General features: G+C 45.4%; 28 protein-coding genes. 9 read left to right on the top strand and 19 right to left on the bottom strand.

Translation table 11 applies throughout. The annotated features are described in order from the left end of the window. Positions 1-49: 49 nt before the first annotated feature. The gene (locus tag MUN89_RS02070; protein WP_244710982.1) at positions 50-1,069 is read right to left on the bottom strand and encodes a YkvI family membrane protein; all 1,020 of its coding nucleotides are present in this window, start codon (positions 1,067-1,069) and stop codon (positions 50-52) included. A gap of 89 nt (positions 1,070-1,158) precedes the next feature. Between MUN89_RS02070 and yyaC the strand changes: the two genes are divergently transcribed. Beyond that, entirely contained in the window at positions 1,159-1,770 is a 612-nt protein-coding gene (gene yyaC, locus MUN89_RS02065; protein ID WP_244710980.1) for a spore protease YyaC, read from the top strand. Between the two features lie 5 nt (positions 1,771-1,775). On the opposite strand, the gene MUN89_RS02060 is transcribed toward yyaC, so the two are convergent. The 4 genes from MUN89_RS02060 to noc form a co-directional block, all read right to left on the bottom strand. Next, on the bottom strand, positions 1,776-2,483 hold the full coding sequence (locus tag MUN89_RS02060) for a DUF554 domain-containing protein (protein WP_244710978.1): 708 nt from the start codon (positions 2,481-2,483) through the stop codon (positions 1,776-1,778). A gap of 78 nt (positions 2,484-2,561) precedes the next feature. Beyond that, positions 2,562-3,392, bottom strand: a complete 831-nt coding sequence (locus MUN89_RS02055; protein WP_244710977.1) for a ParB/RepB/Spo0J family partition protein — start codon at positions 3,390-3,392, stop codon at positions 2,562-2,564. After that, positions 3,373-4,146, bottom strand: a complete 774-nt coding sequence (locus tag MUN89_RS02050; RefSeq protein WP_244710976.1) for a ParA family protein — start codon at positions 4,144-4,146, stop codon at positions 3,373-3,375. The genes MUN89_RS02055 and MUN89_RS02050 overlap by 20 nt, the downstream gene beginning before the upstream one ends. Before the next feature lie 206 nt (positions 4,147-4,352). Continuing rightward, positions 4,353-5,213, bottom strand: a complete 861-nt coding sequence (gene noc, locus MUN89_RS02045; RefSeq protein WP_244710975.1) for a nucleoid occlusion protein — start codon at positions 5,211-5,213, stop codon at positions 4,353-4,355. A 350-nt stretch (positions 5,214-5,563) separates the two neighbouring features. On the opposite strand from noc, the gene MUN89_RS02040 reads away from it, so the two are divergent. Continuing rightward, on the top strand, positions 5,564-6,040 hold the full coding sequence (locus MUN89_RS02040) for a hypothetical protein (protein ID WP_244710974.1): 477 nt from the start codon (positions 5,564-5,566) through the stop codon (positions 6,038-6,040). Continuing rightward, positions 5,992-6,309: an aminoglycoside adenylyltransferase domain-containing protein gene (locus tag MUN89_RS02035; RefSeq protein ID WP_244710973.1), complete on the top strand. Its 318-nt coding sequence runs from the start codon at positions 5,992-5,994 to the stop codon at positions 6,307-6,309. Before MUN89_RS02040 ends, MUN89_RS02035 begins: the two co-directional genes overlap by 49 nt. Positions 6,310-6,447: 138 nt before the next feature. On the opposite strand, the gene MUN89_RS02030 is transcribed toward MUN89_RS02035, so the two are convergent. Genes MUN89_RS02030 through MUN89_RS02020 form a run of 3 tightly spaced genes read right to left on the bottom strand, consistent with a single transcriptional unit; the run spans position 6,448 to position 8,572 of the window. Beyond that, complete coding sequence (locus tag MUN89_RS02030; protein WP_244710972.1) at positions 6,448-6,594, bottom strand: hypothetical protein; 147 nt, start codon at positions 6,592-6,594, stop codon at positions 6,448-6,450. Positions 6,595-6,623: 29 nt separating this feature from the next. After that, positions 6,624-8,030, bottom strand: coding sequence for an MFS transporter (locus MUN89_RS02025; RefSeq protein ID WP_244710971.1), 1,407 nt, complete (start codon positions 8,028-8,030; stop codon positions 6,624-6,626). Next, positions 8,027-8,572 (bottom strand): PadR family transcriptional regulator, encoded by a 546-nt coding sequence (locus MUN89_RS02020; RefSeq protein WP_244710969.1) that lies wholly within the window; start codon positions 8,570-8,572, stop codon positions 8,027-8,029. Before MUN89_RS02020 ends, MUN89_RS02025 begins: the two co-directional genes overlap by 4 nt. Positions 8,573-8,733: 161 nt before the next feature. Between MUN89_RS02020 and MUN89_RS02015 the strand changes: the two genes are divergently transcribed. Then, positions 8,734-8,874 carry a hypothetical protein gene (locus MUN89_RS02015; RefSeq protein ID WP_244710967.1) on the top strand — a complete coding sequence of 47 codons (141 nt, stop codon included), beginning with the start codon at positions 8,734-8,736 and terminating at the stop codon, positions 8,872-8,874. A 235-nt stretch (positions 8,875-9,109) separates the two neighbouring features. Here the strand turns inward: MUN89_RS02015 and MUN89_RS02010 are convergent, their stop codons facing one another. Then, a complete protein-coding gene (locus MUN89_RS02010; RefSeq protein WP_244710966.1) occupies positions 9,110-9,550 on the bottom strand; it encodes a GNAT family N-acetyltransferase in 441 nt (146 codons plus the stop codon). Between the two features lie 203 nt (positions 9,551-9,753). On the opposite strand from MUN89_RS02010, the gene MUN89_RS02005 reads away from it, so the two are divergent. Then, positions 9,754-10,014 (top strand): transcriptional regulator SplA domain-containing protein, encoded by a 261-nt coding sequence (locus MUN89_RS02005; RefSeq protein WP_244710964.1) that lies wholly within the window; start codon positions 9,754-9,756, stop codon positions 10,012-10,014. After that, positions 10,008-11,036: a spore photoproduct lyase gene (gene splB / locus MUN89_RS02000; RefSeq protein WP_244710963.1), complete on the top strand. Its 1,029-nt coding sequence runs from the start codon at positions 10,008-10,010 to the stop codon at positions 11,034-11,036. The genes MUN89_RS02005 and splB overlap by 7 nt, the downstream gene beginning before the upstream one ends. A 166-nt stretch (positions 11,037-11,202) precedes the next feature. Here splB and MUN89_RS01995 read toward each other — a convergent pair whose 3' ends face one another. Then, the gene (locus MUN89_RS01995) at positions 11,203-11,439 is read right to left on the bottom strand and encodes a hypothetical protein (RefSeq protein ID WP_244710961.1); all 237 of its coding nucleotides are present in this window, start codon (positions 11,437-11,439) and stop codon (positions 11,203-11,205) included. 204 nt (positions 11,440-11,643) lie between these two features. Between MUN89_RS01995 and MUN89_RS01990 the strand changes: the two genes are divergently transcribed. From MUN89_RS01990 to nei, 3 genes are all read left to right on the top strand, one after another. After that, complete coding sequence (locus MUN89_RS01990) at positions 11,644-12,525, top strand: GNAT family N-acetyltransferase (protein ID WP_244710959.1); 882 nt, start codon at positions 11,644-11,646, stop codon at positions 12,523-12,525. Between the two features lie 139 nt (positions 12,526-12,664). Further along, the gene (locus tag MUN89_RS01985; RefSeq protein WP_244710958.1) at positions 12,665-13,534 is read left to right on the top strand and encodes an SDR family oxidoreductase; all 870 of its coding nucleotides are present in this window, start codon (positions 12,665-12,667) and stop codon (positions 13,532-13,534) included. 130 nt (positions 13,535-13,664) lie between these two features. Next, positions 13,665-14,489 (top strand): endonuclease VIII, encoded by an 825-nt coding sequence (gene nei, locus MUN89_RS01980; protein WP_244710956.1) that lies wholly within the window; start codon positions 13,665-13,667, stop codon positions 14,487-14,489. Positions 14,490-14,526: 37 nt separating this feature from the next. On the opposite strand, the gene MUN89_RS01975 is transcribed toward nei, so the two are convergent. The 9 genes from MUN89_RS01975 to rpmH all read right to left on the bottom strand — a co-directional run bounded on the left by MUN89_RS01975 (position 14,527) and on the right by rpmH (position 22,423). Further along, positions 14,527-15,288: an SDR family oxidoreductase gene (locus tag MUN89_RS01975; RefSeq protein WP_244710955.1), complete on the bottom strand. Its 762-nt coding sequence runs from the start codon at positions 15,286-15,288 to the stop codon at positions 14,527-14,529. A 115-nt stretch (positions 15,289-15,403) separates the two neighbouring features. Further along, the gene (locus MUN89_RS01970; RefSeq protein WP_244710953.1) at positions 15,404-15,898 is read right to left on the bottom strand and encodes a metallophosphoesterase family protein; all 495 of its coding nucleotides are present in this window, start codon (positions 15,896-15,898) and stop codon (positions 15,404-15,406) included. Between the two features lie 239 nt (positions 15,899-16,137). Then, on the bottom strand, positions 16,138-16,854 hold the full coding sequence (gene rsmG / locus MUN89_RS01965) for a 16S rRNA (guanine(527)-N(7))-methyltransferase RsmG (RefSeq protein WP_244710951.1): 717 nt from the start codon (positions 16,852-16,854) through the stop codon (positions 16,138-16,140). A gap of 24 nt (positions 16,855-16,878) precedes the next feature. Then, entirely contained in the window at positions 16,879-18,765 is a 1,887-nt protein-coding gene (mnmG, locus tag MUN89_RS01960; protein ID WP_244710950.1) for a tRNA uridine-5-carboxymethylaminomethyl(34) synthesis enzyme MnmG, read from the bottom strand. 24 nt (positions 18,766-18,789) lie between these two features. Beyond that, positions 18,790-20,166 carry a tRNA uridine-5-carboxymethylaminomethyl(34) synthesis GTPase MnmE gene (mnmE, locus tag MUN89_RS01955; protein WP_244710948.1) on the bottom strand — a complete coding sequence of 459 codons (1,377 nt, stop codon included), beginning with the start codon at positions 20,164-20,166 and terminating at the stop codon, positions 18,790-18,792. Positions 20,167-20,401: 235 nt separating this feature from the next. Then, positions 20,402-21,016 carry an RNA-binding cell elongation regulator Jag/EloR gene (gene jag / locus MUN89_RS01950; protein ID WP_244710946.1) on the bottom strand — a complete coding sequence of 205 codons (615 nt, stop codon included), beginning with the start codon at positions 21,014-21,016 and terminating at the stop codon, positions 20,402-20,404. After that, positions 21,013-21,774: a YidC family membrane integrase SpoIIIJ gene (gene spoIIIJ / locus MUN89_RS01945; protein WP_244710944.1), complete on the bottom strand. Its 762-nt coding sequence runs from the start codon at positions 21,772-21,774 to the stop codon at positions 21,013-21,015. The genes jag and spoIIIJ overlap by 4 nt, the downstream gene beginning before the upstream one ends. 87 nt (positions 21,775-21,861) lie before the next feature. Next, the gene (gene rnpA, locus MUN89_RS01940) at positions 21,862-22,209 is read right to left on the bottom strand and encodes a ribonuclease P protein component (protein WP_244710943.1); all 348 of its coding nucleotides are present in this window, start codon (positions 22,207-22,209) and stop codon (positions 21,862-21,864) included. 79 nt (positions 22,210-22,288) lie between these two features. Then, positions 22,289-22,423: a 50S ribosomal protein L34 gene (gene rpmH, locus MUN89_RS01935; RefSeq protein ID WP_244710941.1), complete on the bottom strand. Its 135-nt coding sequence runs from the start codon at positions 22,421-22,423 to the stop codon at positions 22,289-22,291. Between the last annotated feature and the right edge of the window lie 292 nt (positions 22,424-22,715).

Below are 22,715 nucleotides of genomic sequence, written 5' to 3'. Positions count from 1 at the left end.
GCGGTCCCTCCCGTACGCCGATGAATATGAAGTATATTTTAACAGGTTTTTACTGGATTTTGAAACGATGCAGGACCGGATACAATAAAAGCGACGTTAACACGTATAAATTAAGGACTCCGTAAAGCGGATACAAATAAGCAATGAGGGTGGAAAAGCCAAAGGAAGTAAACGGAAGCATGACTGCGATCACAGCCATCGCCAGAATCCAGAGCGGCTGGCGTAGATAATCCCGGAATCTCGTGACGAGACCCAGCGTGCCTGAGGCTGCTGTTGTGAAAATAGCGATCCACATCATCATCGACATGAAGATCATCATTTCGTAAGGGTAATGCTTTAAAATCGCAAATAAGGGGATTTCGTACAAAATAATTTCATCAGAGATTTGGATCAGGCTGTTGTTGTATAAATAAGAAATCACCCCGAGAATTACTCCGCTCCCCAGGCTAGCAATCCATATTTCTCCTCTGAACTTCATTTTATTCCCGATGGCACCAAGCACGGCAATTAAAGGGAGAATATTTAAAGCCGTAAAAGGAAACGCCGACATCCAGTTGCTCATTTCAGTGACATGTCCAAAAAGCGACAGCTTATGATCCGTGATAAACAGAATCAAAACAAATAAGAGACCCGTAATTAATAACGGAAGAACAAAGGCATTTACAGCTATGATCCCCTTCACATCCCAAAAGAACAAGAAAATTAATGGAATGACGATGATCAGCACGCCAAAACGATAGGAAAAGTGAAACGCCTGCCAGGTGGCTCCGCTGCCGGCAAGCATAATCACGGTTGTCGTAAACAAATAGAGAATGATCATCCAATCATAGAGACCCGTCAATTGTTTCCCTACAATCGCTTTCAGGACAGGAAGATAATGGCCGGATTGTTTTTTAAAGCTGATATCCATGATCGCTGCACAGCAAAGCGTAAACATCACGGCAAATAACAGAATCGCCAAACTTGAGTCTTGTCCAAAAAATTGCCACAGTTCTCTGCCAGAGGCATATCCTGCGCCAATCATTGTTCCTACAATTAAAAACATCCATTTGAGTCCTGCTTTTATCATGCCCGCTCCTCCAACTTCGTGTATTTGCCACGTATAGAACCATGGACATACTTATATACTGTTACTACTATGTGTCTGGAGGAGTCGCTATGAATTTTAAGGACAAGTTTTCCAAAAATGAACGCCGCGTCAATGTGGAAGACGCCGGCATGGTCCATGAATTAAGCGCTTATTTGGAAGAATGGCTGCCGGAGAAGGATGTCATCATCGCTTGTATCGGCACGGACCGTTCAACCGGGGACGCGTTTGGACCGCTGATTGGCTCAATGCTTGAAGAACAGACGCTGCATACCTTTCAAATTTATGGAACGCTGGAACACCCCCTGCATGCCCTGAACTTAAATGAACGGATGAAAACGATCCATCGAGCCCATCAGGAGCCGTTTATTCTGGCGATTGATGCTTGTCTCGGAAAATCCACATCCGTAGGCTGCGTTTCTTTAGGCAAAGGCACGATAGCTCCGGGAGCTGCTTTAAAAAAGGAACTCCCTCCGGTCGGAGATCTTCATATCAGCGGCATGGTGAACGTCAGCGGTTTTATGGAATACGTAGTTTTGCAGAACACAAGACTTCATACCGTCATGAAAATGGCAGCTAAAGTAGCGGCCGCGATCCAGCTCACCGATTCCGTCCGGGCAAAAAGTAAACCGAGGGTACCGTACCAGACGATTACGATCCGCCCGAAAAAGCAGCAGCTGTAACGAGGCTAAAATTTTTCAGCAATATATAAGACCACTCCGACCATCACTAACGAAGGCAGCAGGTTCGCCACACGGATCTTTGTTAATTTCAGCAAATTCAGCCCAATTGCAACGATCAGCAAACCGCCGGTCGCTGTCATTTCGGTAATAAACAGATCGAGCATATGCGGGGGTACCCACCGGTTGATTTGAGTCGCAAACAGAGCGATCGAACCTTCATAAAGGACGACCGGGATCACGGAAAAAATCACGCCGATCCCTAACGTAGACGTGAGGACAAGCGCCACAAACCCATCGATGACCGCTTTAGTAATCAGCACTTCGTGATCGTTCCTAAGTCCGCTGTCCAAGGCTCCGACAACAGATAAAGCCCCGATGACGAAGATCAGCGAAGCAGTAATAAACCCTTGAGCCAGGCCAGTGGAGGCATTCTTGTCTGCGGCAAATGTCCGTTCCACCCAGCGGCCGATGAATTCAAGCTTCGCTTCCAGGTGAATCGCTTCGCCGATCACTGCGCCTGTTAACAAGCTGATCAGGACGATGACAATATTGTCTGTTTTAAAGCCCATCTGCAGGCCGATTAACAGAACGGCAAGCCCGATGCCGCTCATGACGGTCTCTTTAAACCGTTCGGGAATCTTTGTAAAAATCAATCCGAGCAACGTCCCAATAAAAATGCAGGCTCCGTTGACTACAGCTCCTAATAAAACCATACTTTTCTCTCCTATATATGTTTAGTCAGCCGCACAAAAAAAGCCCGGCGGTTCTGCCACCACCAAGCCCATTTTCTGCTATTTGATTTCAAACCAATGCAAGAGCCGCTCTAAATCCTCATCGTTAAAAAACTCGATTTCGATCTTGCCCTTTTTCTTGCCTTTATGAATGGTCACCCCGGTGCCGAGGCGCTGGGTTAATGTCTCTTCCTGTTCCTTAAGAAACAGATCGACCGGCTTCTCCTGCTTTTTCTTCACAGGCTTCTGGTCGTTCAGTTCTGCAATCATTCGTTCCACTTGCCGGACGTTCAAGCCTTCCTTTTCAATGCGATTCACTAAAGAAGGAAGCTGGCCTTTATCTTTTAAACCTAAAAGCGCGCGTCCGTGTCCCATCGATAGCGTGCCTTCGTTTATTTTTCCCATCACGTCAGAAGGAAGAGACAGGAGCCGAACGAGATTGGCAATGTGAGACCGGCTTTTTCCTAAGCGGGCGGCCAGCTGATCCTGGGTGAGACCCAGTTCTTTGATAAGGCTCTGGTAAGCCCATGCTTCTTCAATCGGCGTTAAATCCTCGCGCTGCAGATTCTCAAGCAGAGCGAGCTCCATCATCTGGTCATCGGTCAATTCGCGGATCAGAGCAGGGATTTTCTCTAATTCTGCTTCTTTAGCGGCCCGGTATCGGCGTTCGCCTACGACGATTTCATAGCCTTTTATACTTTTTCTGACAATGATAGGCTGGAGGATTCCGTGCTCCTGGATCGACTGCTTCAGTTCATCTATCGCTTCATCAGAAAACTGTTTTCTAGGCTGATATGGATTGGGACGGCATTCTTTAATATGGATTTCACTAATTTCCTCCCCATGGTCGGGGAAAATGGAATTTAACCCTTTACCTAACCCTTTCGCCATTCGCTATCACTTCCTTTGCTAAATCTAAATATACTTCAGCCCCTCGTGATTTGGCGTCATATAAAATGATAGGCTTGCCGTGGCTGGGTGCTTCACTCAAGCGGACATTCCGGGGAATGATCGATTGATAGACTTTCTCCTGAAAATATTTTTTAACTTCATCGATGACTTGGATGCCTAGATTCGTCCTGGCATCAAGCATCGTGAGTAAAACTCCTTCAATATTCAACTCTTTATTTAAATGCTTTTGCACAAGCCTGACCGTGTTCAACAGCTGGCTTAATCCTTCGAGAGCGTAGTACTCACACTGTACCGGAATCAAGACGGCATCTGACGCTGTTAACGAATTAATCGTCAGCAGGCCAAGAGACGGAGGACAGTCAATAATGACGTAATCATACTCATGCTTCACTTTGTCGATCGCCTGCTTCAGTCTCACTTCCCGTGAAATGGTAGGCACCAGCTCAATCTCTGCCCCGGCGAGCTGGATCGTCGCAGGAATCGCATCAAGATTTTCTACCAATGTAGTAGTCTTTACTTCCACTGCCTCGACGTCATCGACGAGCACATCATAAATGCACTTGTCCATGTCTCCTTTTTCCACCCCTACGCCGCTCGTCGCGTTTCCCTGAGGGTCGATATCAACGAGAAGAACTTTGTTATTTAAATAAGCCAGGCATGCGCTTAAATTCACTGCCGTAGTTGTCTTCCCTACGCCGCCCTTCTGATTGGCGATGGAAATCACTTTACCCATGGTGTCACCTGCCTCTTTCATCCATTTTCTTTCTATCTTCCTAACGTGAATCCGTTTTCAAACTCATTATCGCTGCAACATGATATTTCTTTTATTCTACCACTCTTCCAAAGGGAAAAAAGGCAGAAAATATGTTCCTTGCTCGTTTTCGCTGTTCGTTCCTCTTAAAAATACCCATCTTTACAGAAGAAAAGATGGGCAGGCGGTCATTTATTAGAATTTTTCTTCGGGATTTTTATCGTAATTTGATAATAGTCGTCATGATCTTCTTCGTTCGTTTCAAGATTAATTCCTGTATCGGTAACCATATCAAGGGATTGGCGAATCGTATTCATCGCAATCCTCATATCTTTATTGACGCCTTTAAGCTTCGGTTTCTTTTTCTTAGGCGCAGGGTTGGCTAGCTTGGCGATCCGCTCTTCAGTCTGTTTGACATTCAGATGCTTTTCGATAATCTCCTGGAGAATCTTCTCCTGAGCTTCCGGGTCCTTTAACCCGATTAAGGCTCTCGCGTGCCGTTCCGTAATTTTCTTATCCATAATCGCCTGCTGGACTGATTCCGGAAGCTTTAATAGACGAATTTTATTAGCAATGGTCGACTGGCTCTTGCCTAAGCGCTGGGCCAGCGCCTCCTGGGTTAATTCATGTATTTCAATGAGCTTGGCATATGCCATCGCTTCTTCAATCACAGTCAGCTCTTCCCGCTGCAGGTTCTCAATTAAGGCCACAGAGGCTGTTTGTGAATCATTCATTTCACGGATAATGGCAGGAATCGTTTCCCAGCCAAGCGTCTGGACAGCACGCCATCTCCGTTCCCCGGCAATCAATTCAAAATCTTCTTCATTTAATCGACGGACGACAATCGGCTGAATCATCCCATGCGTATGTATCGTCTGGGCGAGTTCTTTGATCTTTTCGCTGTTAAAAATCGCTCGAGGCTGATAACGGTTTGGCTGAACACGCTGCACGGGTATTTGAAGAACTTCGTCAGGATTGTATTCTTCGTTGTCATTATCCGAATCTGACTTGTCCCCCAGACCGAACAAACGACCAAAAGGATGTAACACGATCAGACACCACCTTTTTACGATCCAGCATACGACCTTCCTCCTATGAACAGGAGGAAATAGTGTAAAAACAGAAAAAGCGCTGCAGGGCTTCCGGCTGCTGCGCATTCGTATGCCGTTTTCACTCTTAGATTATTTTATCATATTTCTTCTTTGAAAAGTATCTAGGATATGGAATAATTACCAGTTCCAGTTGGATCATTTTTTCGTTCACCTATAGATGCATATGTATCCCTAGTATAGGAATATAAAAAAGGAATTGCAAAGCATTTATATTAGAAAGAGGAGAAAAAATTTTTATCTCGTAGATGTGTATAAACGGAATCGAAGTTTTTAAAGAGGTGAGAAAAATGGAGAAGACTGTTCAGACATACGTCGAAGCGGTCGTTGATACGTTTGGAGAACATATAGCAGGCATCTACCAGTACGGATCCGGAGGCATCGGAGCATTTAACCCTGAGCAAAGCGACTGGGACCTCATCGTATTCTTTCAAACAAAACGCCAAGTAAAGGAGCATACCACGGGCCTGCGAAGTTTTCACGAACAATTACTGCTGGAAAACCGCGCGTTTGCCAACCGGTTGGATGTCATGTTTTTACCGGTTCCTGTCTATGAAAAGGATCCTGGCGAAATTTCGCCTTATCCTTTCATGAATGAAGGAGTGTTCACGAAGAGGGGCACCACAATATCAATGCTGTCACCTGGTGGACGCTCCGAAAAACGTTGTACGGACCGCGTCTGCAGCCGAAAATCAGCTTTGAACAGGTGCTCGATGAAATGGACGGCCATATCAATGACTATTGGCCATCCTACCTTGAAAGAATGAAAGACAGAGAGCTCACCGAAGAAGACATGGTATGGGTAACGAGTGGGATAACCAGAATTTTGTATACTCTTTCACAAAAAGAGATTTGTAGTAAAGAAAAGGCTCTCCAGTGGGGAAAGGCCGCTTTTCACGACTACAGCGAACTGCTGAATCATGCGTTAGAACTTCGCTTAGGCAGAAGAGGGGGGAGGCAGACGGAAAAGCAGGAGCTCCTTGCTTTTGCAAAAACAGCTGTTCAAAGAGGGAAAAGGATGCTGGAACAAAGGTAAAGGCACCTTTTGGAAGGTGCTCGGGCACTCGTCCGCGGAAAGGGAAGGGCCATCGCTTGGCGGTAAACAAAAAACTTGTAGAAAAACACGGGGTTTCTCTACAAGCTGAAAGGCACCTTTTGGAGGTGCCTTGTTTCCTTATTCGACAAAATCGCTTTTCTTAATAAAGAGGAAGCTGAAGACTACACCTAAACATAAAATGACACCAGCCGCCACAAAAACCTGGTCTAAGCTGTTCACGAAAGCGGTCTGAGCAATGTCCTGGATTTTTGAAAAGCCGGGCATGCTTTGGTATTTCTCTGCTCCCGCTCCTTTTAGCCCCTGACTCCCGGCAATCGGTCCCGCAGCTGATATCCCTTCGATGATCTGCTCTTTCGTCCCTTAGGAGCTCCTTGAAAAGACAGCTTCTCAATATTTGTCCGAATGGCATCGACATACTGGTTGGAGAGCAGGGCGCCAAGAAAAGCGGTTCCAAAGGCAATGCCAATCTGCCGGGACACGTTATTGACGCCGGAAGCCATCCCGACAATCCGGTTCGGAACCGTATCTACAGCCGTAGTGGAAATCGGCGGGTTGATTAAACCATTGCCCACGCCGGCAACAAGAAACGCCGGTAGTAAATAGATCCAGTTGCTCTGGTCCTGGGTATCCGACACGAGCATCATCATAAAGTCAGATAGGGCGAGAATGCTTAACGCGGTCACGATCACAGGCTTTGCGCCTACTTTCGACGTGACCGTACCGGAGACCGGCCCGAGCACTAAGGCGAAGCCGCTGATCGCAAGAAAACGCATACCTGCTTCCAAGGCCGAAAAGCCTAAATAATTCTGCAGGTACAGCGTTAAATAAAAGAAGAGCGCATACACCCCGGCGCTTAAGCTGAATGCTGCAATACAGGCACCTGAAAAACTGAGATTCTTAAAAATTCTCGGATTAACCATCGGATTGTTAATTTTCAATTCCACAAGAATAAAAGCGATAAAACTGATTACCGCTCCAGCCAGAAGGGCAAGGATTTCCGGTGACGTCCAGCCGAGGTCGGATTTATTCACTTCAATCAGCCCGAACACAAGGCAGAACATCGCTGCAGTGATCAGCAGAAATCCCCAGATATCGATGGATTTCGAAACCTGCTCATCCTTCGTTTCTTTAATGAAAAAGAAGGCCATCACTAAGGCGAGCAAGCCGATCGGGAGGTTCAAGTAAAAGATCGACTCCCAATTGATTTTTTCGACAAGCACCCCGCCGACGAGAGGGCCGATCGCTGTAGCAAGGCCGCTTACGCCTCCCCAGATTCCAAAGGCGAGACCACGTTCTTTGCCAAAGAAGGTCGTGGAGATGATCGCCATCGACAGCGACATCATCGCAGATGCCCCCAGTCCTTGGATCCCTCTGGATATGTTAAGGAAATTAATGCCCGGTGCCAGTGCACAGAGGAGAGAACCGATCGTGAACACGGCCAGTCCCAGCATAAAAAATAATTTTCTGCCAAAAATATCTCCCAGCCTCGCTACCGTAATTAATGCCACGGCAAATATCAGCGTATAGGCGTTCACAATCCACTCGAGCTCGCTGAAATCGGTATCGAACTCTTGTTGGATCGTTGGCAATGCCACATTGACAATCGTTACATCAAGCAGCGCCATAAACAGGCCGAAGCATACGGCTGCCAGCGCCAGCCATTTTTTTGAGCTGGATTGTTTGGTTGGTTGTTGATTCATGTATTTGCCTCCTTAAGTTTCGTAATTTCCTGCTCCACCCAGTTTACATCGGCGAGCAGCCGTTTTTTCCGGTGGGTGAGAACGAGCAGGATGCTTTCTTTTTCCTGCTCTGCAATTTCAGCCTCCTGTTCAACCACCGTCTGGTTTTCTTCTAAATGCTCGCGTAAAAAAGCTAAATAGCCGCGGTATTCTTCAAGAATCGTTATTTTTTCACCGATATCGATGTGATGGAAGTTGCTCAGCTTCACGTCAAATAAATCTTCTGTGTTCTGATCATAGTCCATCGGCTGAGTCATGAGCATGTAAAAACGCTGTTCTCCGGTTTCCGTAATCCTAAGGATTTTCTTCGGCCGGCCGGGTCCTGTATGAGGAGGGAATTCCTGAGTAATACAGCCGTCTTTTTTCAAGCTTTCAATCAGCGGATACAGGACGCCCCAACTCATTTTCCGGTTCGGCCCGATCACTTTCCCAAGAATGTATTGAAGCAGGTAGCCATGCATAGGCTTATCCATTAATTCTCCTAGAATGAATAGTTCGTACATCAATAGCCTCCTGTTCTGTGGGTTATTATATCTTCCAGCTATATAATATATCGAAAAGATATATTTAACAAGAGCAGGGGACACATTCAGAAAAAATTTACACCAGGTTAATTTTGGCGGGATGACAGATGCTAAGAGAAAAGATAGGGGAGGGAAAAGACATGAATCAACCACAGCCATTCGATGGATACAATGCTGCGACTCTTTCTGAGGAGCAGATTAAGGAGATTCAGCAGCTGGAAGAACACATGAAGAGTGAAACATCGGAAGACATTATTCTCATTGCATATAAGCACCAATAAAAATTGGGGCTGGGACAAAAAAGTATTAGCCAATATAAAATCCGAATGAAGGTGAACTTATTACGATAAGACTTCACCATCGTTCGGATTTTTAGGTTAGTTGAACTTAAACTTCTTGTAAGGCGGGGAGAGCATGGCTTAAGAATTCCCCCCTTCTTTGTTCGTCTGTAGAGAAGAGGTTTTTCATTATCTCGCAGTCCTGTTTTACTGATGTTTCACATGAAACAATGTGTCATTAGTCGAGCTGTTTGTGCATGACGATACAGGTTTCCTTAAATCCCAGCGATTTATAAATCTCGATCGCGGTATTTTCTTTGTACACGAGCAAACTTGCTTTTTTGATTCCCTGGGCTTTGATTTCATCAATCGCAGTCTGCATCAGGGCTTTCCCATAGCCCCTTTTTCGAAACCGTTTGAACACGTGGAGGTCATATAAGTAGCCAAAAGGAACACCCGTAAATTCATCAAACTGGATTCCATAGAGCAGCCAGCCGCACACTTGTTCATTTTCTTTAACTACGAGTACTTTTCCTCCGTTCCGAATGACCGCCTGCATCATATTGCTGCCCATGACACTGTTTCCCTCATAATAGCCAAGAGATCCTTCTGAAATCGCCGTTCCCGTATGAGGGTAGATCTGCTTGAGATCAGCTTCCGTCGCATATAAAATCGGCATCCTCATCGCTCCTTTCCCATTAATCAGCCCAGGTCGTCCGGTTGATCATTTAAACACACGCAGCCTCGGCATACATCGTTGTTATTACTTACATTATTTCTCCTAACATCCGATTATTACCTGAAGGTTTCATTCACCGTTTTTGTAATAATTTACTTCCGTTGTGGAAAAATGAGCACAATGAAAGGAAAGAGGTGACTGGAATGGATTTGAATCAGCCGCAATATCGAGCAGGGGACGTCGTATATGTCATTTACCGCAACCCTCACACCTTTAATGTAGCCAATGTTCAGGAAGCTGCTGTCGTAAAAGATCCGGAAGAGCCTGGAGAGCTGGCCTTATTTTTGTATGACACTTATTTTCCTCTAGACTCTGACATCGCCGTGTATGCTTCTCTCGGAGAAGCGGAACGAGCTTACGAAGAAGCGTTTGGAACCATTGATTTGGAGGGACCACAGTGGTAAAACCATTCGTACCTCAACTTGTATACATGGAACCGCGTGCGCTTGATTATCCCTTAGGGAAAGAACTGAAGGAGAAATTTGAACATATGGGAATTGAAATTCGTGAAACGACCTCCCATAACCAGGTCCGCAACCTCCCGGGGGAAAATGATTTTCAAAAATACCGTGTAGCTAAATCCACGCTTGTCGTCGGGATTCGCAAAACATTAAAATTCGACAGTTCCAAGCCTTCTGCTGAGTATGCTATTCCTTTTGCTACCGGATGCATGGGGCACTGCCATTACTGTTACTTACAAACGACGATGGGAAGCAAGCCTTATATCCGCACGTATGTGAATACAGAGGAAATCTTTGACGCCGCTGAACAATACATGAAGGAGCGGGCTCCTGAGGAAACACGCTTCGAAGCTTCTTGTACGTCGGATATTGTCGGAGTCGACCATCTTACCCACACCTTGAAACGGGCGATTGAATACTTTGGAAAATCTGAATATGGACGCCTTCGTTTCGTCACAAAATTTGCCCACGTCGATCATCTCCTGGATGCCAGGCATAACGGGCGGACACGTTTCCGCTTCAGTATGAACGCGGACTACGTCATCAAGTTTCTTGAACCCGGGACGTCCCGGTTGGATGAACGAATTGCGGCCGCGGTCAAGGTAGCGGAGGCCGGCTATCCACTAGGCTTTATTATCGCACCGATTTATTTATACGAAGAGTGGAAGGAAGGCTACCAGGAATTGTTTGAGAAGCTTCATGACCAATTGCCGGACTACGCCGTGAAGGATCTTTCCTTTGAACTCATTCAGCACCGGTTTACGAAACCAGCAAAGCGTGTGATTCAAAAAAACTATCCGATGACCAAGCTTGAAATGGATGAAGAAAAGCGGATGTATAAATGGGGGCGTTACGGAATCGGGAAGTATGTCTATCCAAAAGAAGAACAAAAGGATATCCAGGATACGCTGGGTGGATACATTAAAAAGTATTTTCCAGAAGCTTCACTCGAATATTTCACTTAATAAGTATCCTAAAAGGGCCGGGTAAAGACTGGTTTAGTCCTTTTAACATCCGAATGAAGGGGAAAGATTCAGGATAAGATTTCACCATCGTTCGAAAAGCGCCGTGCATTTACGAACGTTAGAGAACAGACTTTAGCTGGGACTTTTTTATAAGTCCCGGCTTTTTTTATGTGAAAATCACGAGTAGAATCAAAACGATGATCGCGGTTACTTTCATCCGCTTATAGCTGGTATTGGATAAATAGAAATCAACAGCTAAAACGATCAGCCATGGAATCAAGGCGTACTTTACATCAAAAGGCAGCTGCACAGACAGCAGCGAAAGGATAATAAGGTATCCAACATAGAACAATTCGCGGTTACTTCCCCGAAATGAAGACTCCTTTGTTCGTTGAACAGTCATAAAATTCTCCTTTCTTTATGTAAATGTTTCCATCAAGAATAATCACTGGAATAATAGTAGGTCCTATCTCCCATTTTGGAACAATAATTGCGATGGTTCAACAAAACTTCCTATACCTTTTCTAGTTAAAAACCGCTATAGTATAACATAAGGAATATTTTGAATAGTTTGTATATTACCCATAGAAATCAGGGAGGAGATCGGATGAAATTACTTACCTTTGACCAGGCGTACGCAAACATCGACCACCAGCGGGAACGGTTATATCCATTGTTTCAAGAAGTGTTTAATATCCCACAGGAAGCCTTTAAAAAACTCTATCACAACGGGTTTTGGGACCATACGTATCGTCCGTTCACCTATTTTATCGATAATCAGGCCATCTCCAATACAGCTTTTTTTGATATGCCTCTAATTATGAAGGGAAAAATCTATCAATCCGCCGGGATCCAATCCGTCATGACCCATCCGGATTATCGCGGAGAAGGGTTAATGAAAACGTTGTTTAAACTGATGCTGGAAACGATTGATGAAAAGTATGAACGCAGCTTCCTTTATACCGATGAGCCTGACCGGTATACCTCTTTTGGATTCAGGGAAGTTCCGGAATATTATTTCACAGCTTCTTACAGCCACCCGCCGACAGACAGTGATGAACTTCGCTTATTGGATCTATTTGAAGACAACGATTTGCAGCTGATCCGGCGCCTTTTAAAAGAAAATGAACCTGCGTCCCACGAAATGACAGCGCTTACTTATAAAACCTCCTTTTATTTAAATATGTACCAGACAGAACTCTCTTCCCATTTGTATTACGCAAAGTCGCTGGACCTTTTGTTACTGTTTGAAGTCGTTCACGGAAGGCTGGAACTGTATGATTGTATCGGTTCGTACATGCCGGATCTACAGGAAATCTGCTCCTTGATTTCCCAGCCGTTCAAAGAAGTTCATGTCTTTTTTAACCCGGATCGATTACGAGGATCTTTTACACCGGTAACTTACAATCGCGGCACGACTTTAATGGTTCGAGGGACGTTTCCATTGGAAAATGAATCATTTATGCTGCCGATTACAGCTGAATTTTAAACTTTACTCGAGTTCTAAACAGAACTCGAGTTTATTATTTTACAAAAATAAATACCGTAGAAAAGGTTTGATTTTTTTATGACGTGGAATCAATCATAAAAGCTTGTAAAAAGTCCCAAATGCTAAGGAGGCAGGTACTATGGATCGTATGAACCGTCAAACGCAAGGCCAGACAGGCGAACAGCAGGCAAAGCAGCCTGGAAAAGAAGCAGCGATGAAGACACAGCCGCTGCACGCCGATGAGGATTATAAAAGCGGAAATAAATTATCCGGCAAAGTGGCGCTGATTACGGGCGGTGACAGCGGGATTGGCAGATCGGTTGCTATTGGGTATGCCAAAGAAGGAGCGGACGTGGCCATCTCCTACCTGGAAGAGCATGAAGATGCGGAACTTACGAAAGAGAAAGTCGAAGCAGAGGGCCGTCGCGCCATCCTGATCCCTGGTGATGTCGGAGATGAACAAGTTTGCCAGGATGCCGTTAAACAAACGGTTGATAAGCTTGGAAAACTGGATATTCTCGTTAATAACGCAGCAGAACAGCACCCGACGGATGATCTTCTTACTATTTCAACAGAACAACTGGAAAGCACGTTCCGCACCAATATCTTTTCCATGTTTCATATGACCAAAGCCGCGCTCCCTCATCTAGAAGCAGGCAGTGCTATTATTAACACGGCTTCGATTAACCCTTATTATGGGAATCCGGAATTGGTCGATTATACCGCAACAAAAGGAGCGGTCGTCGCCTTTACTCGTTCGATGGCAAAACAGCTCGTCGATAAAGGGATTCGTGTCAATGGGATCGCACCTGGACCGATTTGGACGCCATTAATTCCGTCCACCTTCCCAGAGGATAAAGTCGAACAATTCGGGACGAACACACCGATGGGAAGACCAGGACAGCCCGTCGAGCACGTCGGAAGCTATGTGCTGCTTGCTTCTGATGACTCCACCTATATGACCGGGCAGTTCATCCATATTAACGGCGGACAGTTCATGTCCAGTTAATATGGATCTGCTGAAATAACAGGGCGTAAGGAATTGTAAGGGTTCCTTACGTCTTATTTTATGACAAAGACGGTCAACCGATTGATCTTGCTGTAAAATGAAACAAGCTGAGTATGAGAGGAGCTCGTTTATGCCTGAAGGACCAGAAATCCGAAAGGCTGCCGATCAAATGGAAGAGGCGCTCCTAAAAGGGCCGGCACTCGAGGTTTTTTTTGCCTTTGAAGCATTGAAAGGCTATGAAAAACAGCTGCAAGGTCTTTCCGTGGAGAAAGTGGAAACCAAAGGAAAAGCCATGCTGATTCGATTTGAAAACAGCTTTACGATCTACACACATAATCAATTATATGGCAAATGGTATGTGAGAAACGCGTACAATTATCCCTCTACCAACCGGCAGCTTAGACTCGCCATCCATAATGAAAAAAAGTCTGCGCTTCTATACAGTGCCTCTGAGATTGAAGTATTAAGAAATGAGGAAGTCGAAGACCACCCGTTTATAAAAAAAGCTGGTCCCGATCCTTTGAACGACGCGATTACGGTCGAGGAATTAAAGGAGCGTTTTCTATCTAAAAGATTTCGGCTCAGGAAGTGGACGTCTCTCTTGCTGGATCAATCGTTTATCGCAGGGATCGGCAATTATTTGCGCAGTGAACTATTATTCAAAGCCCGCATCCATCCGGACTTAAGACCCGCAGATTGTACGAATGAGCAGTTACATCAAGCCGCTGAAGCCTGTATTCAGCTCCCCTGGCAGTCGTACCGCCATCAAGGAGTCACGAATGATCTTGACCTTGCTAATCAATTGAAGGCAAACGGGGCAAAACGAAACGATTACCGCCACTGGGTGTTTAACCGGGAAGGTAAACCCTGCCGGATCGAGGGTACGGAAATTGTAAAAATGAAAGCCGGCTCAAGAAGGTGCTATTACTGCCCCACCTGCCAAAAGAAACCCTAAACCGAGAGTGGTTTAGGGTTTCTTTGACTGAAAGGGTTTATCTTCCCAGCCAGCCTCCATCAACAGCTAACTGATGGCCGTGCACATAGTTCGATGCATCTGAGGCTAAAAATACAGCCGTGCCCTTGAAATCGTCAGGCTTGCCCCAGTCGCCTGCCGGGATGCGGTCAAGGATCTGCTTGTTTCGATTATCATCATTAATGAGAGCGGTGTTCATGTCCGTTGCAATATAGCCTGGTACAACCGCATTGACATTTACGTTATGCTGCGCCCATTCATTGGAGAGCGCTTTCGTTACTTGGGAGACACCGCCTTTAGAGGCCGCATAGGCAGGAACGGTGATTCCTCCCTGATACGAAAGCAGTGAAGCAAAGTTAATAATCTTACCGCTTTTTTGCGGAACCATGTAGCGGCCGGCCTGCTGGCATAACAGCCAGACCGTTTTTAAGTTAATATTAATAACCTCATCCCAGTCCTCTTCAGGAAAATCAACCGATGGAGAACGGCGCTGGATGCCGGCGCAGTTCACGAGAATATCAATTTTTCCAAATTCAGAGACCACCTGTGGAATGGCTTCTTTCACTTGTTCCGTCTGACTCAAATCACATGGTATCGTACGGCACGTCCGGCCCAGGTTTTCGATTTCATTTTTGACATCTAATTGATCTGGATTTCTCTGTAACAGCGCTACATCGGCTCCGGCTTCAGCGAGTGCGATTGCGACAGAACGACCGATCCCTCGTGTCGCCCCTGTTACGGCAGCTACTTTCCCATCCAAACGAAATAGATTCTGACTCATAAAAATCCCCTTTTCACTCTATTATTCAAACACTATAAGAAAGCGTTCTCTTTACTACTTCGACTTAACTAGTAAAATTCCTTTCATAACTTTATAATTTTCATTAAAATTATTTTCACTTCTTACTGGGGAAGAAGTGATGGCTTGCCGTCAGCTCCTCATCAATCGTCAGCACACCGAAGGAATAATAAGGCATCCTGCGTTTATCTGTCGGCGAGCCTGGATTAAATAACAGCCGTTTACCGACAAAGCGAAGCAGCGGTAAATGGGAATGCCCAAAGATAATAAGATCGACAGCTTCGTCTTGAAACGCTTCAACAACTCGTTTTTCAGTCGTTTTCTTTTCACCGTGACCGTGGACTAAGCCGATGGTGTGCCCTTTGATGTCAAGCACTTGCTTATCTGGAAAAAGCGCTTGGATATCCTCTTCATCGATATTTCCATACACCCCTTCCACCGGGGCATACTGCTTGAGTTCTTCATAGAGAGCAGGCGTTTTCCAATCACCGGCATGGATGATTAGATCGGCTTTTTGTAAAGCGTTAATCAATGGCTGCGGGAGCTTGACTTCTTTTTTAAAGTGGGTATCGGCAATCACAACGATCTTCATGAGTCTTTTCCTCCTATCCTACTCTTAGTCCAAAATAAAGAACCGAGTAAAGAAATGGTCTCCGTTCCTAATCATTTATCTTTATCCTACTTCATTCAGCAAAGTCCGAAAAGAAGACCAACAGAAGATTATTTCCGGGGAAATAAACCATTTGTTTACGACCCAGGCTTTTTTTGCGGCCACACCATACTTCGATCGTAAAAAACCAGCCACCCGTTGACAGGGAGGCTGGTTTGATTTTATTGAATCGGTTGTTTATTAGGAGTTCCTGCTTTACGCGGGTACTTCTTCGGTGTTTTCCTGCGTTTTTCAATAATCGCGATGTTTCTTTCACTATCTTCCTCAGGCAAGGAAAAGGTGTGGACATTCTGTACTTCTCCGCCTACGGTTTGAATCGCAGCCGATGCAGCTTCCATTTCCTCTTTTAAATTTGGACCTTTCATCGCAAGAAAGTGTCCGCCTTTGGCCGCCAGCGGCAGGCAGAGTTCACTGAGCACGGACATGCGGGCGACCGCTCTTGCCATTACGACGTCATAATGCTCCCTGAACTTGGCATTTTTCCCGAAGTTCTCCGCGCGATCATGATAAAAAGCGACATCTTTCAACTCAAGTTCATGAGCTAAGTGATTCAAAAAGGTGATCCGTTTTTTTAACGAATCGACAATGGTCACTTTGAGTTCAGGGAAAACAATCTTTAATGGAAGACTCGGAAATCCTGCTCCGGCTCCGACATCACAAATGGTCAGGGGCCGGTTGAAATTAAAGTAAAAAGCAGCTGTTAATGAATCATAGAAGTGCTTAAGATACACGCCGGGTTCATCGGTAATCGCCGTCAGGTTCATTTTTTCATTCCATTCCACCAGAATCTGAAAGTATTGCTGAAACTGATGCTGCTGCTTTTCGGATAATTCAATATCGTATTCTTTTAATGCTTGGAGGAAGGTATTTGTATCCATGAGTCCATCCTTTCGTCTCTGTCTTTAACCAGAAACCCTGGCAATATTTCCTTGCTCAATGTACACAAGCAAGATGGAAACATCGGCAGGATTTACGCCGGATACACGAGAGGCCTGGCCAACGGAAAGCGGGCGGACGGCTTTTAAACGGTCGCGTGCTTCTGTCGCCAATCCATTGATTTGATCATAATCAATGTCTTCAGGGATGGCTTTGGATTCCATTTTCTTCATCCGGTCAATTTGTTCAAGGGCTTTTTTAATATACCCCTGGTATTTCACTTGAATTTCAACTTGTTCTTTGACGTCATCGGCCAGCGATACGTCGCTCTTGGAAATCTGTTCGATTTGGGCATAGTTCATTTCCGGACGCTTCAAAAGGTCGGTCGCGCGGACGGCTTCTTTCAGCGGAGTTCCGCCAGCCGCTTTTACGATTTCCTGGACGTCTTCGGTGTTTTTCACAATTACGTTCTCTAGGCGGTTTCTTTCTTCTTCAATCAGCCGTTTCTTTTCTTCAAACCGGGCAAAACGTTCATCAGAAATTAAGCCGAGCTTGTGGCCGATTTCGGTTAAACGAAGATCCGCGTTGTCATGGCGGAGAAGCAGGCGGAATTCGGCGCGTGACGTTAGCAGACGATATGGTTCACCGGTTCCTTTCGTGACAAGGTCATCGATCATGACGCCGATGTAGCCTTGGGAACGGTCAAGAATTAACGTCTCTAAATCCAGCGCTTTGGCAGCAGCATTAATACCTGCCATAATGCCTTGTCCGGCTGCTTCTTCATAGCCTGACGTACCGTTGATTTGGCCGGCTGTAAACAAACCACTTATTTTCTTTGTTTCTAAGGTTGGCCACAGCTGCGTCGGGACAACAGAATCATATTCAATCGCGTATCCGGCGCGCATGATTTCAGCATTTTCAAGACCAGGAACCGTCCGCATCATTTCATTCTGAACATATTCCGGCAAGGAGGTAGAGAGGCCCTGCACGTAAACTTCTTCCGTCTCTCTTCCTTCCGGCTCAAGGAAAATCTGGTGGCGCGGTTTATCGTTAAAGCGGACGATTTTATCCTCGATCGAAGGACAGTATCGCGGACCGGTACCTTTAATCATTCCGGAATACATCGCGGATAAACTGAGATTATCATTAATAATTTTGTGCGTTTCTTCAGTCGTGTAGGTCAGCCAGCAAGGGATTTGATCGGTAATATATTCCGTGGTTTCATACGAAAAGGAACGCGGTTCTTCTTCCCCGGGCTGAATTTCGGTTTTAGAGTAATCCACCGTATGGCTGTTCACCCGCATCGGTGTGCCTGTTTTAAAGCGGACCATTTCTATACCAAGCTCTTCAAGCTGTTCCGATAAGCTGACGGATGTCCGCTGGTTATTCGGTCCGCTTTCATAAGCCAAGTCACCGATGATGACTTTTCCACGCATGAACGTTCCGGTCGTCACAATGACGGTAGGTGCATAATACGCAGCTTTTGTTTCAGTGACGACACCTTTAATTTGGTCGTCTTCCACCATCAGGCTTTCTACCATGCCCTGGCGAAGCGTCAAGTTTTCCTGGTTTTCAAGCACCCGTTTCATTTCTTTAATATAAAGAGGCTTGTCGGCTTGCGCACGCAAAGCGCGGACAGCCGGGCCTTTTCTTGTATTGAGCAAACGCATTTGGATATGCGTTTTATCAATGACTTTACCCATGGCACCACCGAGAGCATCGACTTCACGGACAACGATCCCTTTCGCAGGGCCGCCGATCGACGGGTTACACGGCATAAAGGCCACCATATCCAAGTTGAGAGTAAGCATCAGCGTTTTTGCTCCGCGTTTCGCAGCTGCAATCGCTGCCTCCACCCCTGCATGACCGGCGCCAACGACAATTACATCATAATGGCCAGCATCATAAGTCATTTGGTTTTCTCTCCTTTTACAATTTTATTTTCCAAGACAGAATTGGGAAAACAGCTGGTCGATTAAACTATCATGAACGGTATCTCCAACGATTTCTCCCAGGATCTCCCACGTTCTCGTCACATCGATCTGTACCACGTCTAAGGGCACACCCATTTCCATCCCGTGCTGGGCATCTTCTAGAGCTTCCTTCGCTTGTTTCAACAGCTGGACGTGGCGGACATTGGACACGTACGTCATGTCGCCTGAATCAAGCTCTCCTTCAAAGAAGGTGTCAGAGATCGCTTCTTCCAGCTGGTCGATGCCTTCTTCACGAATCAGAGCCGTTGTAATCACAGGGTGATCCGCAGCGAGCACCTTCACCCGGTCGATATCCAACCGTGGCTCTAAATCCATTTTATTAACGATGACAATGACATTCATATCATCAATTGCTTCAAAAAGCTTCGCGTCTTCTTCTGTAAACTCATCTCCATAGTTTAACACAAGCAGAATCAGATCCGCTTCTTGTAATACCTGCCTTGAGCGTTCTACACCAATTCGTTCTACAATATCTTCCGTTTCCCTGATTCCTGCCGTATCAACGAGCCTGAGCGGCACCCCGCGGACGTTAACGTATTCCTCGATCACATCTCTCGTTGTTCCGGGGATTTCTGTTACGATCGCCTTATTTTCATGGACAAGCGCATTCATAAGCGAGGATTTGCCGACGTTCGGCCGGCCGATGATTGCTGTAGCCAGACCTTCTCGTAAAATTTTTCCCTGGCGTGCTGTTTCTAACAGCTGCTCGACTTCTTTATGGACTTCATTGGTTTTTACCTTCATCATTTCGTGAGACATTTCTTCCACATCGTCGTATTCAGGGTAATCGATGTTGACTTCCACGTGGGCGAGCGTTTCCAGCAGTTTTTGTCTTAAATCCTGAATCAGTCTTGATAAACGCCCATCCATTTGTTTTAATGCGACATTCATAGCCCGGTCCGTCTTGGCACGGATCAAGTCCATTACGGCTTCTGCCTGGGACAAATCGATCCGGCCGTTTAAGAAGGCGCGCTTCGTAAATTCTCCGGGCTCTGCCAGACGGGCACCGCTTTCGAGTGCAATTTCAAGCACACGATTCACGGACACAAGCCCGCCGTGGCAATTGATTTCAACGATGTCTTCCCTCGTAAATGTTCTAGGTGCACGCATCACGGAGACCATAACCTCTTCAGCCACTTCGTCCGTTTCAGGATCGATCAATTTCCCGTAATGCATCGTATGCGAATCGACAGCCTGCAAATCTCTCCCTTGAAACAAACGATCGGCTATGGCGACAGCTTCTGATCCGCTTAAACGGACGATCGCGATCGCTCCTTCTCCCATCGGGGTGGAAATCGCCGTAATTGTATCGGTTTCCACTCGCGCTCACCTCCCTCTTTCCAAATTGATTTATAGTTATCCACACTTGAATGTTTGACTGTAGTCACTAATTAACTAGAATACCACATGCCCGGGTGTTTTGAAAAGATATCAACAGCTTTTTTGCTGTCGTTTTTCTATTATCCATTATCCACATGTGTATAACCGCTTATTCCCTATTGGAGCACAAAAAAATACTTCTGCCTAATTCCTTAGACAGAAGTTCTTTTTCTTCTTACAACGGTTGAATGACCACGTAACGTTTCGGATCATTGCCGCTTGAGTCAGTCTTTACCTTTTCATGATCCTGCAGAGCGGTGTGAATGATTTTCCTTTCATAGGAGGGCATCGGTTCAAGCTTTACTTCGTCTCCTATGCGCACCGCTTTTTCAGCCAGGCGGTGGGCAAGAGTTTCAAGCGTTTCTTTACGCCGCTTTCTATACCCTTCCGCATCCAGCATGACGGTGTAATATTGGTCTGATTCACGATTGACTACAAGCTGAACTAAATACTGCAGTGAGTTCAAGGTTTGTCCGCGTTTCCCAATTAACAAGGCGATGCTCTCGCCCAATAACTCCATGGAAATGTCGCGATCGTGGACTTCTGATTTTACTTCTACAGGAGCCCCCATTTTTTCTGCTACGTCTAAGATGAATGTTTCAGCGTCCTGAACCGGATCTTGAATGATCGATACTTTAGCGATTGCCGGCTTTGTGCCAAAGCCTAGAAACCCTTTTTTACCTTCATCAATAATATCGACGTTCACTTTGTCCCTGGAGGTTTGTAATTGCTCCAGGGCTGACTGGATCGCCTCTTCAACTGTAGCACCAGTAGCAGTCATCTGCTTCACTTTTCAGTTCCTCCTGTCACGTCTTTCATCATAGGTTTTCGGATAAAGATGGTCTGCATAATCATGACAAAGTTACCCACGATCCAGTATAACGCAAGGGCGGATGGGAAGAAGAATGCAAACGTCCCGATCATTAACGGCATGACGTAAAGCATCATCTGCATTTGTGGGTTCTGGGCTGTGCCGCCGCCTGCCATCATTAATTTCTGCTGAAGGAACGTAGTCCCTGCAGTCAATATGGCCAGGAAGGGATCTGATTCACCAAGCTGCAGCCATAGAAAGCTGTGCTCCTGGATTTCATGGGTTCTCATGATCGCATGGTAAAACCCGATTAAAATCGGCATTTGTACAATAATCGGCAGACATCCGGCTAAAGGATTCACCCCGTTCTTTTGGAAAAGCTGCATCGTTTCCTGCTGAAGCTTTTGCTGTGTCTGGGCATCCTTTGAGCTGTATTTCGCTCTTAATTCTTTTATTTCAGGCTGAATATCCTGCATGGCTTTTGAACTTTTTAATTGCTTCACGTTTAGAGGAAGCAATAGTACACGAATAATTATAGTAACGACGATAATCGCTAATCCATAACTATTTCCAAATAAATCGGCAAAAAACATTAAGGTTTGTGATAATGGATAAACGATATATTCATTCCAAAATCCCGTACTATCCGCGGTTATGTCCTGGTTCACTTGCGAACACCCGGATAAGAACGTAAGCACCCCTGTAAACACAAGCAGTGCCAATATCTTGTTACGCAACGTCCCTTCCTCCTTATCAATCCACTCTTCGGGGTTTCTACCCAACAGTTTAGCATTATTTCACGTGATAATTCTATATAAATAAGTTCACGATCTTTTTTTTAACAATCGGGAGCGGCTCAACACATGGGTCAAGCTCTTTTTAATCTCTTGAAAATCCATTCGGCTGGCTGGATTTCTCGCGATGATCACAAAATCATAGTCTTGTAAAATCTGCCCTTCCAATTCAAGAAAGGCTTGTCTTAAGTATCTTTTCACCTGGTTACGGACGACCGCCGTCCCAATTCTTTTACTTACAGAGAGACCAAATCTGAAGTGAGGCTGATCCTTCTTCTGCCGATAATAGAGGACAAGCTGTCGATTGGCGAACGACTGACCATGCTGAAATACTTCTTGAAATTCTTTATTCTTTTTAATTCTGTAGGCTTTCTTCATGGATGATCGTCCCTCCATAATTCTCAGTCAGCACACGACTGACAATTAGAAAAAAAGACCACTGATAGTGTTCAGTGGCCTAGGCTGATAAAACTTTTCTCCCTTTGCGACGACGGCGAGCAAGGACTTTACGACCGTTCTTAGTGCTCATGCGTGCACGGAAGCCGTGTACTTTTTTACGCTTACGAGTATTTGGTTGAAATGTGCGTTTCATTATATATACACCTCCTGAGGAAAATTCCCTTAACTAAAACATTCATAACATTTAAAAGGCAGTCCCGATAATTATAAGCAAAGACCTTCCTAACTGTCAATGCTTATTTACGACCTTTTACTAAACCACCACCGTTATATAACAGTTTCTGTTACATAACACCTTGAATAATGAGCGAGAAAAAGTTATAAAAAAATAGAGTCTTTTAGCGAACATCCACAAAAGCTGTTGATAAATTTTCGACCGCTTCTGACTGTCCACAGCAAATATCGACAAGCTAACCACAAATTCT

The organism is Halobacillus salinarum, assembly GCF_022919095.1.
In the GTDB taxonomy this organism is placed as follows: Bacteria; Bacillota; Bacilli; order Bacillales; family Halobacillaceae; genus Halobacillus_B; species Halobacillus_B salinarum.
The sequence above is the reverse complement of the archived record's forward strand: the minus strand, read 5'-3'. Positions and strand labels throughout refer to the sequence as shown.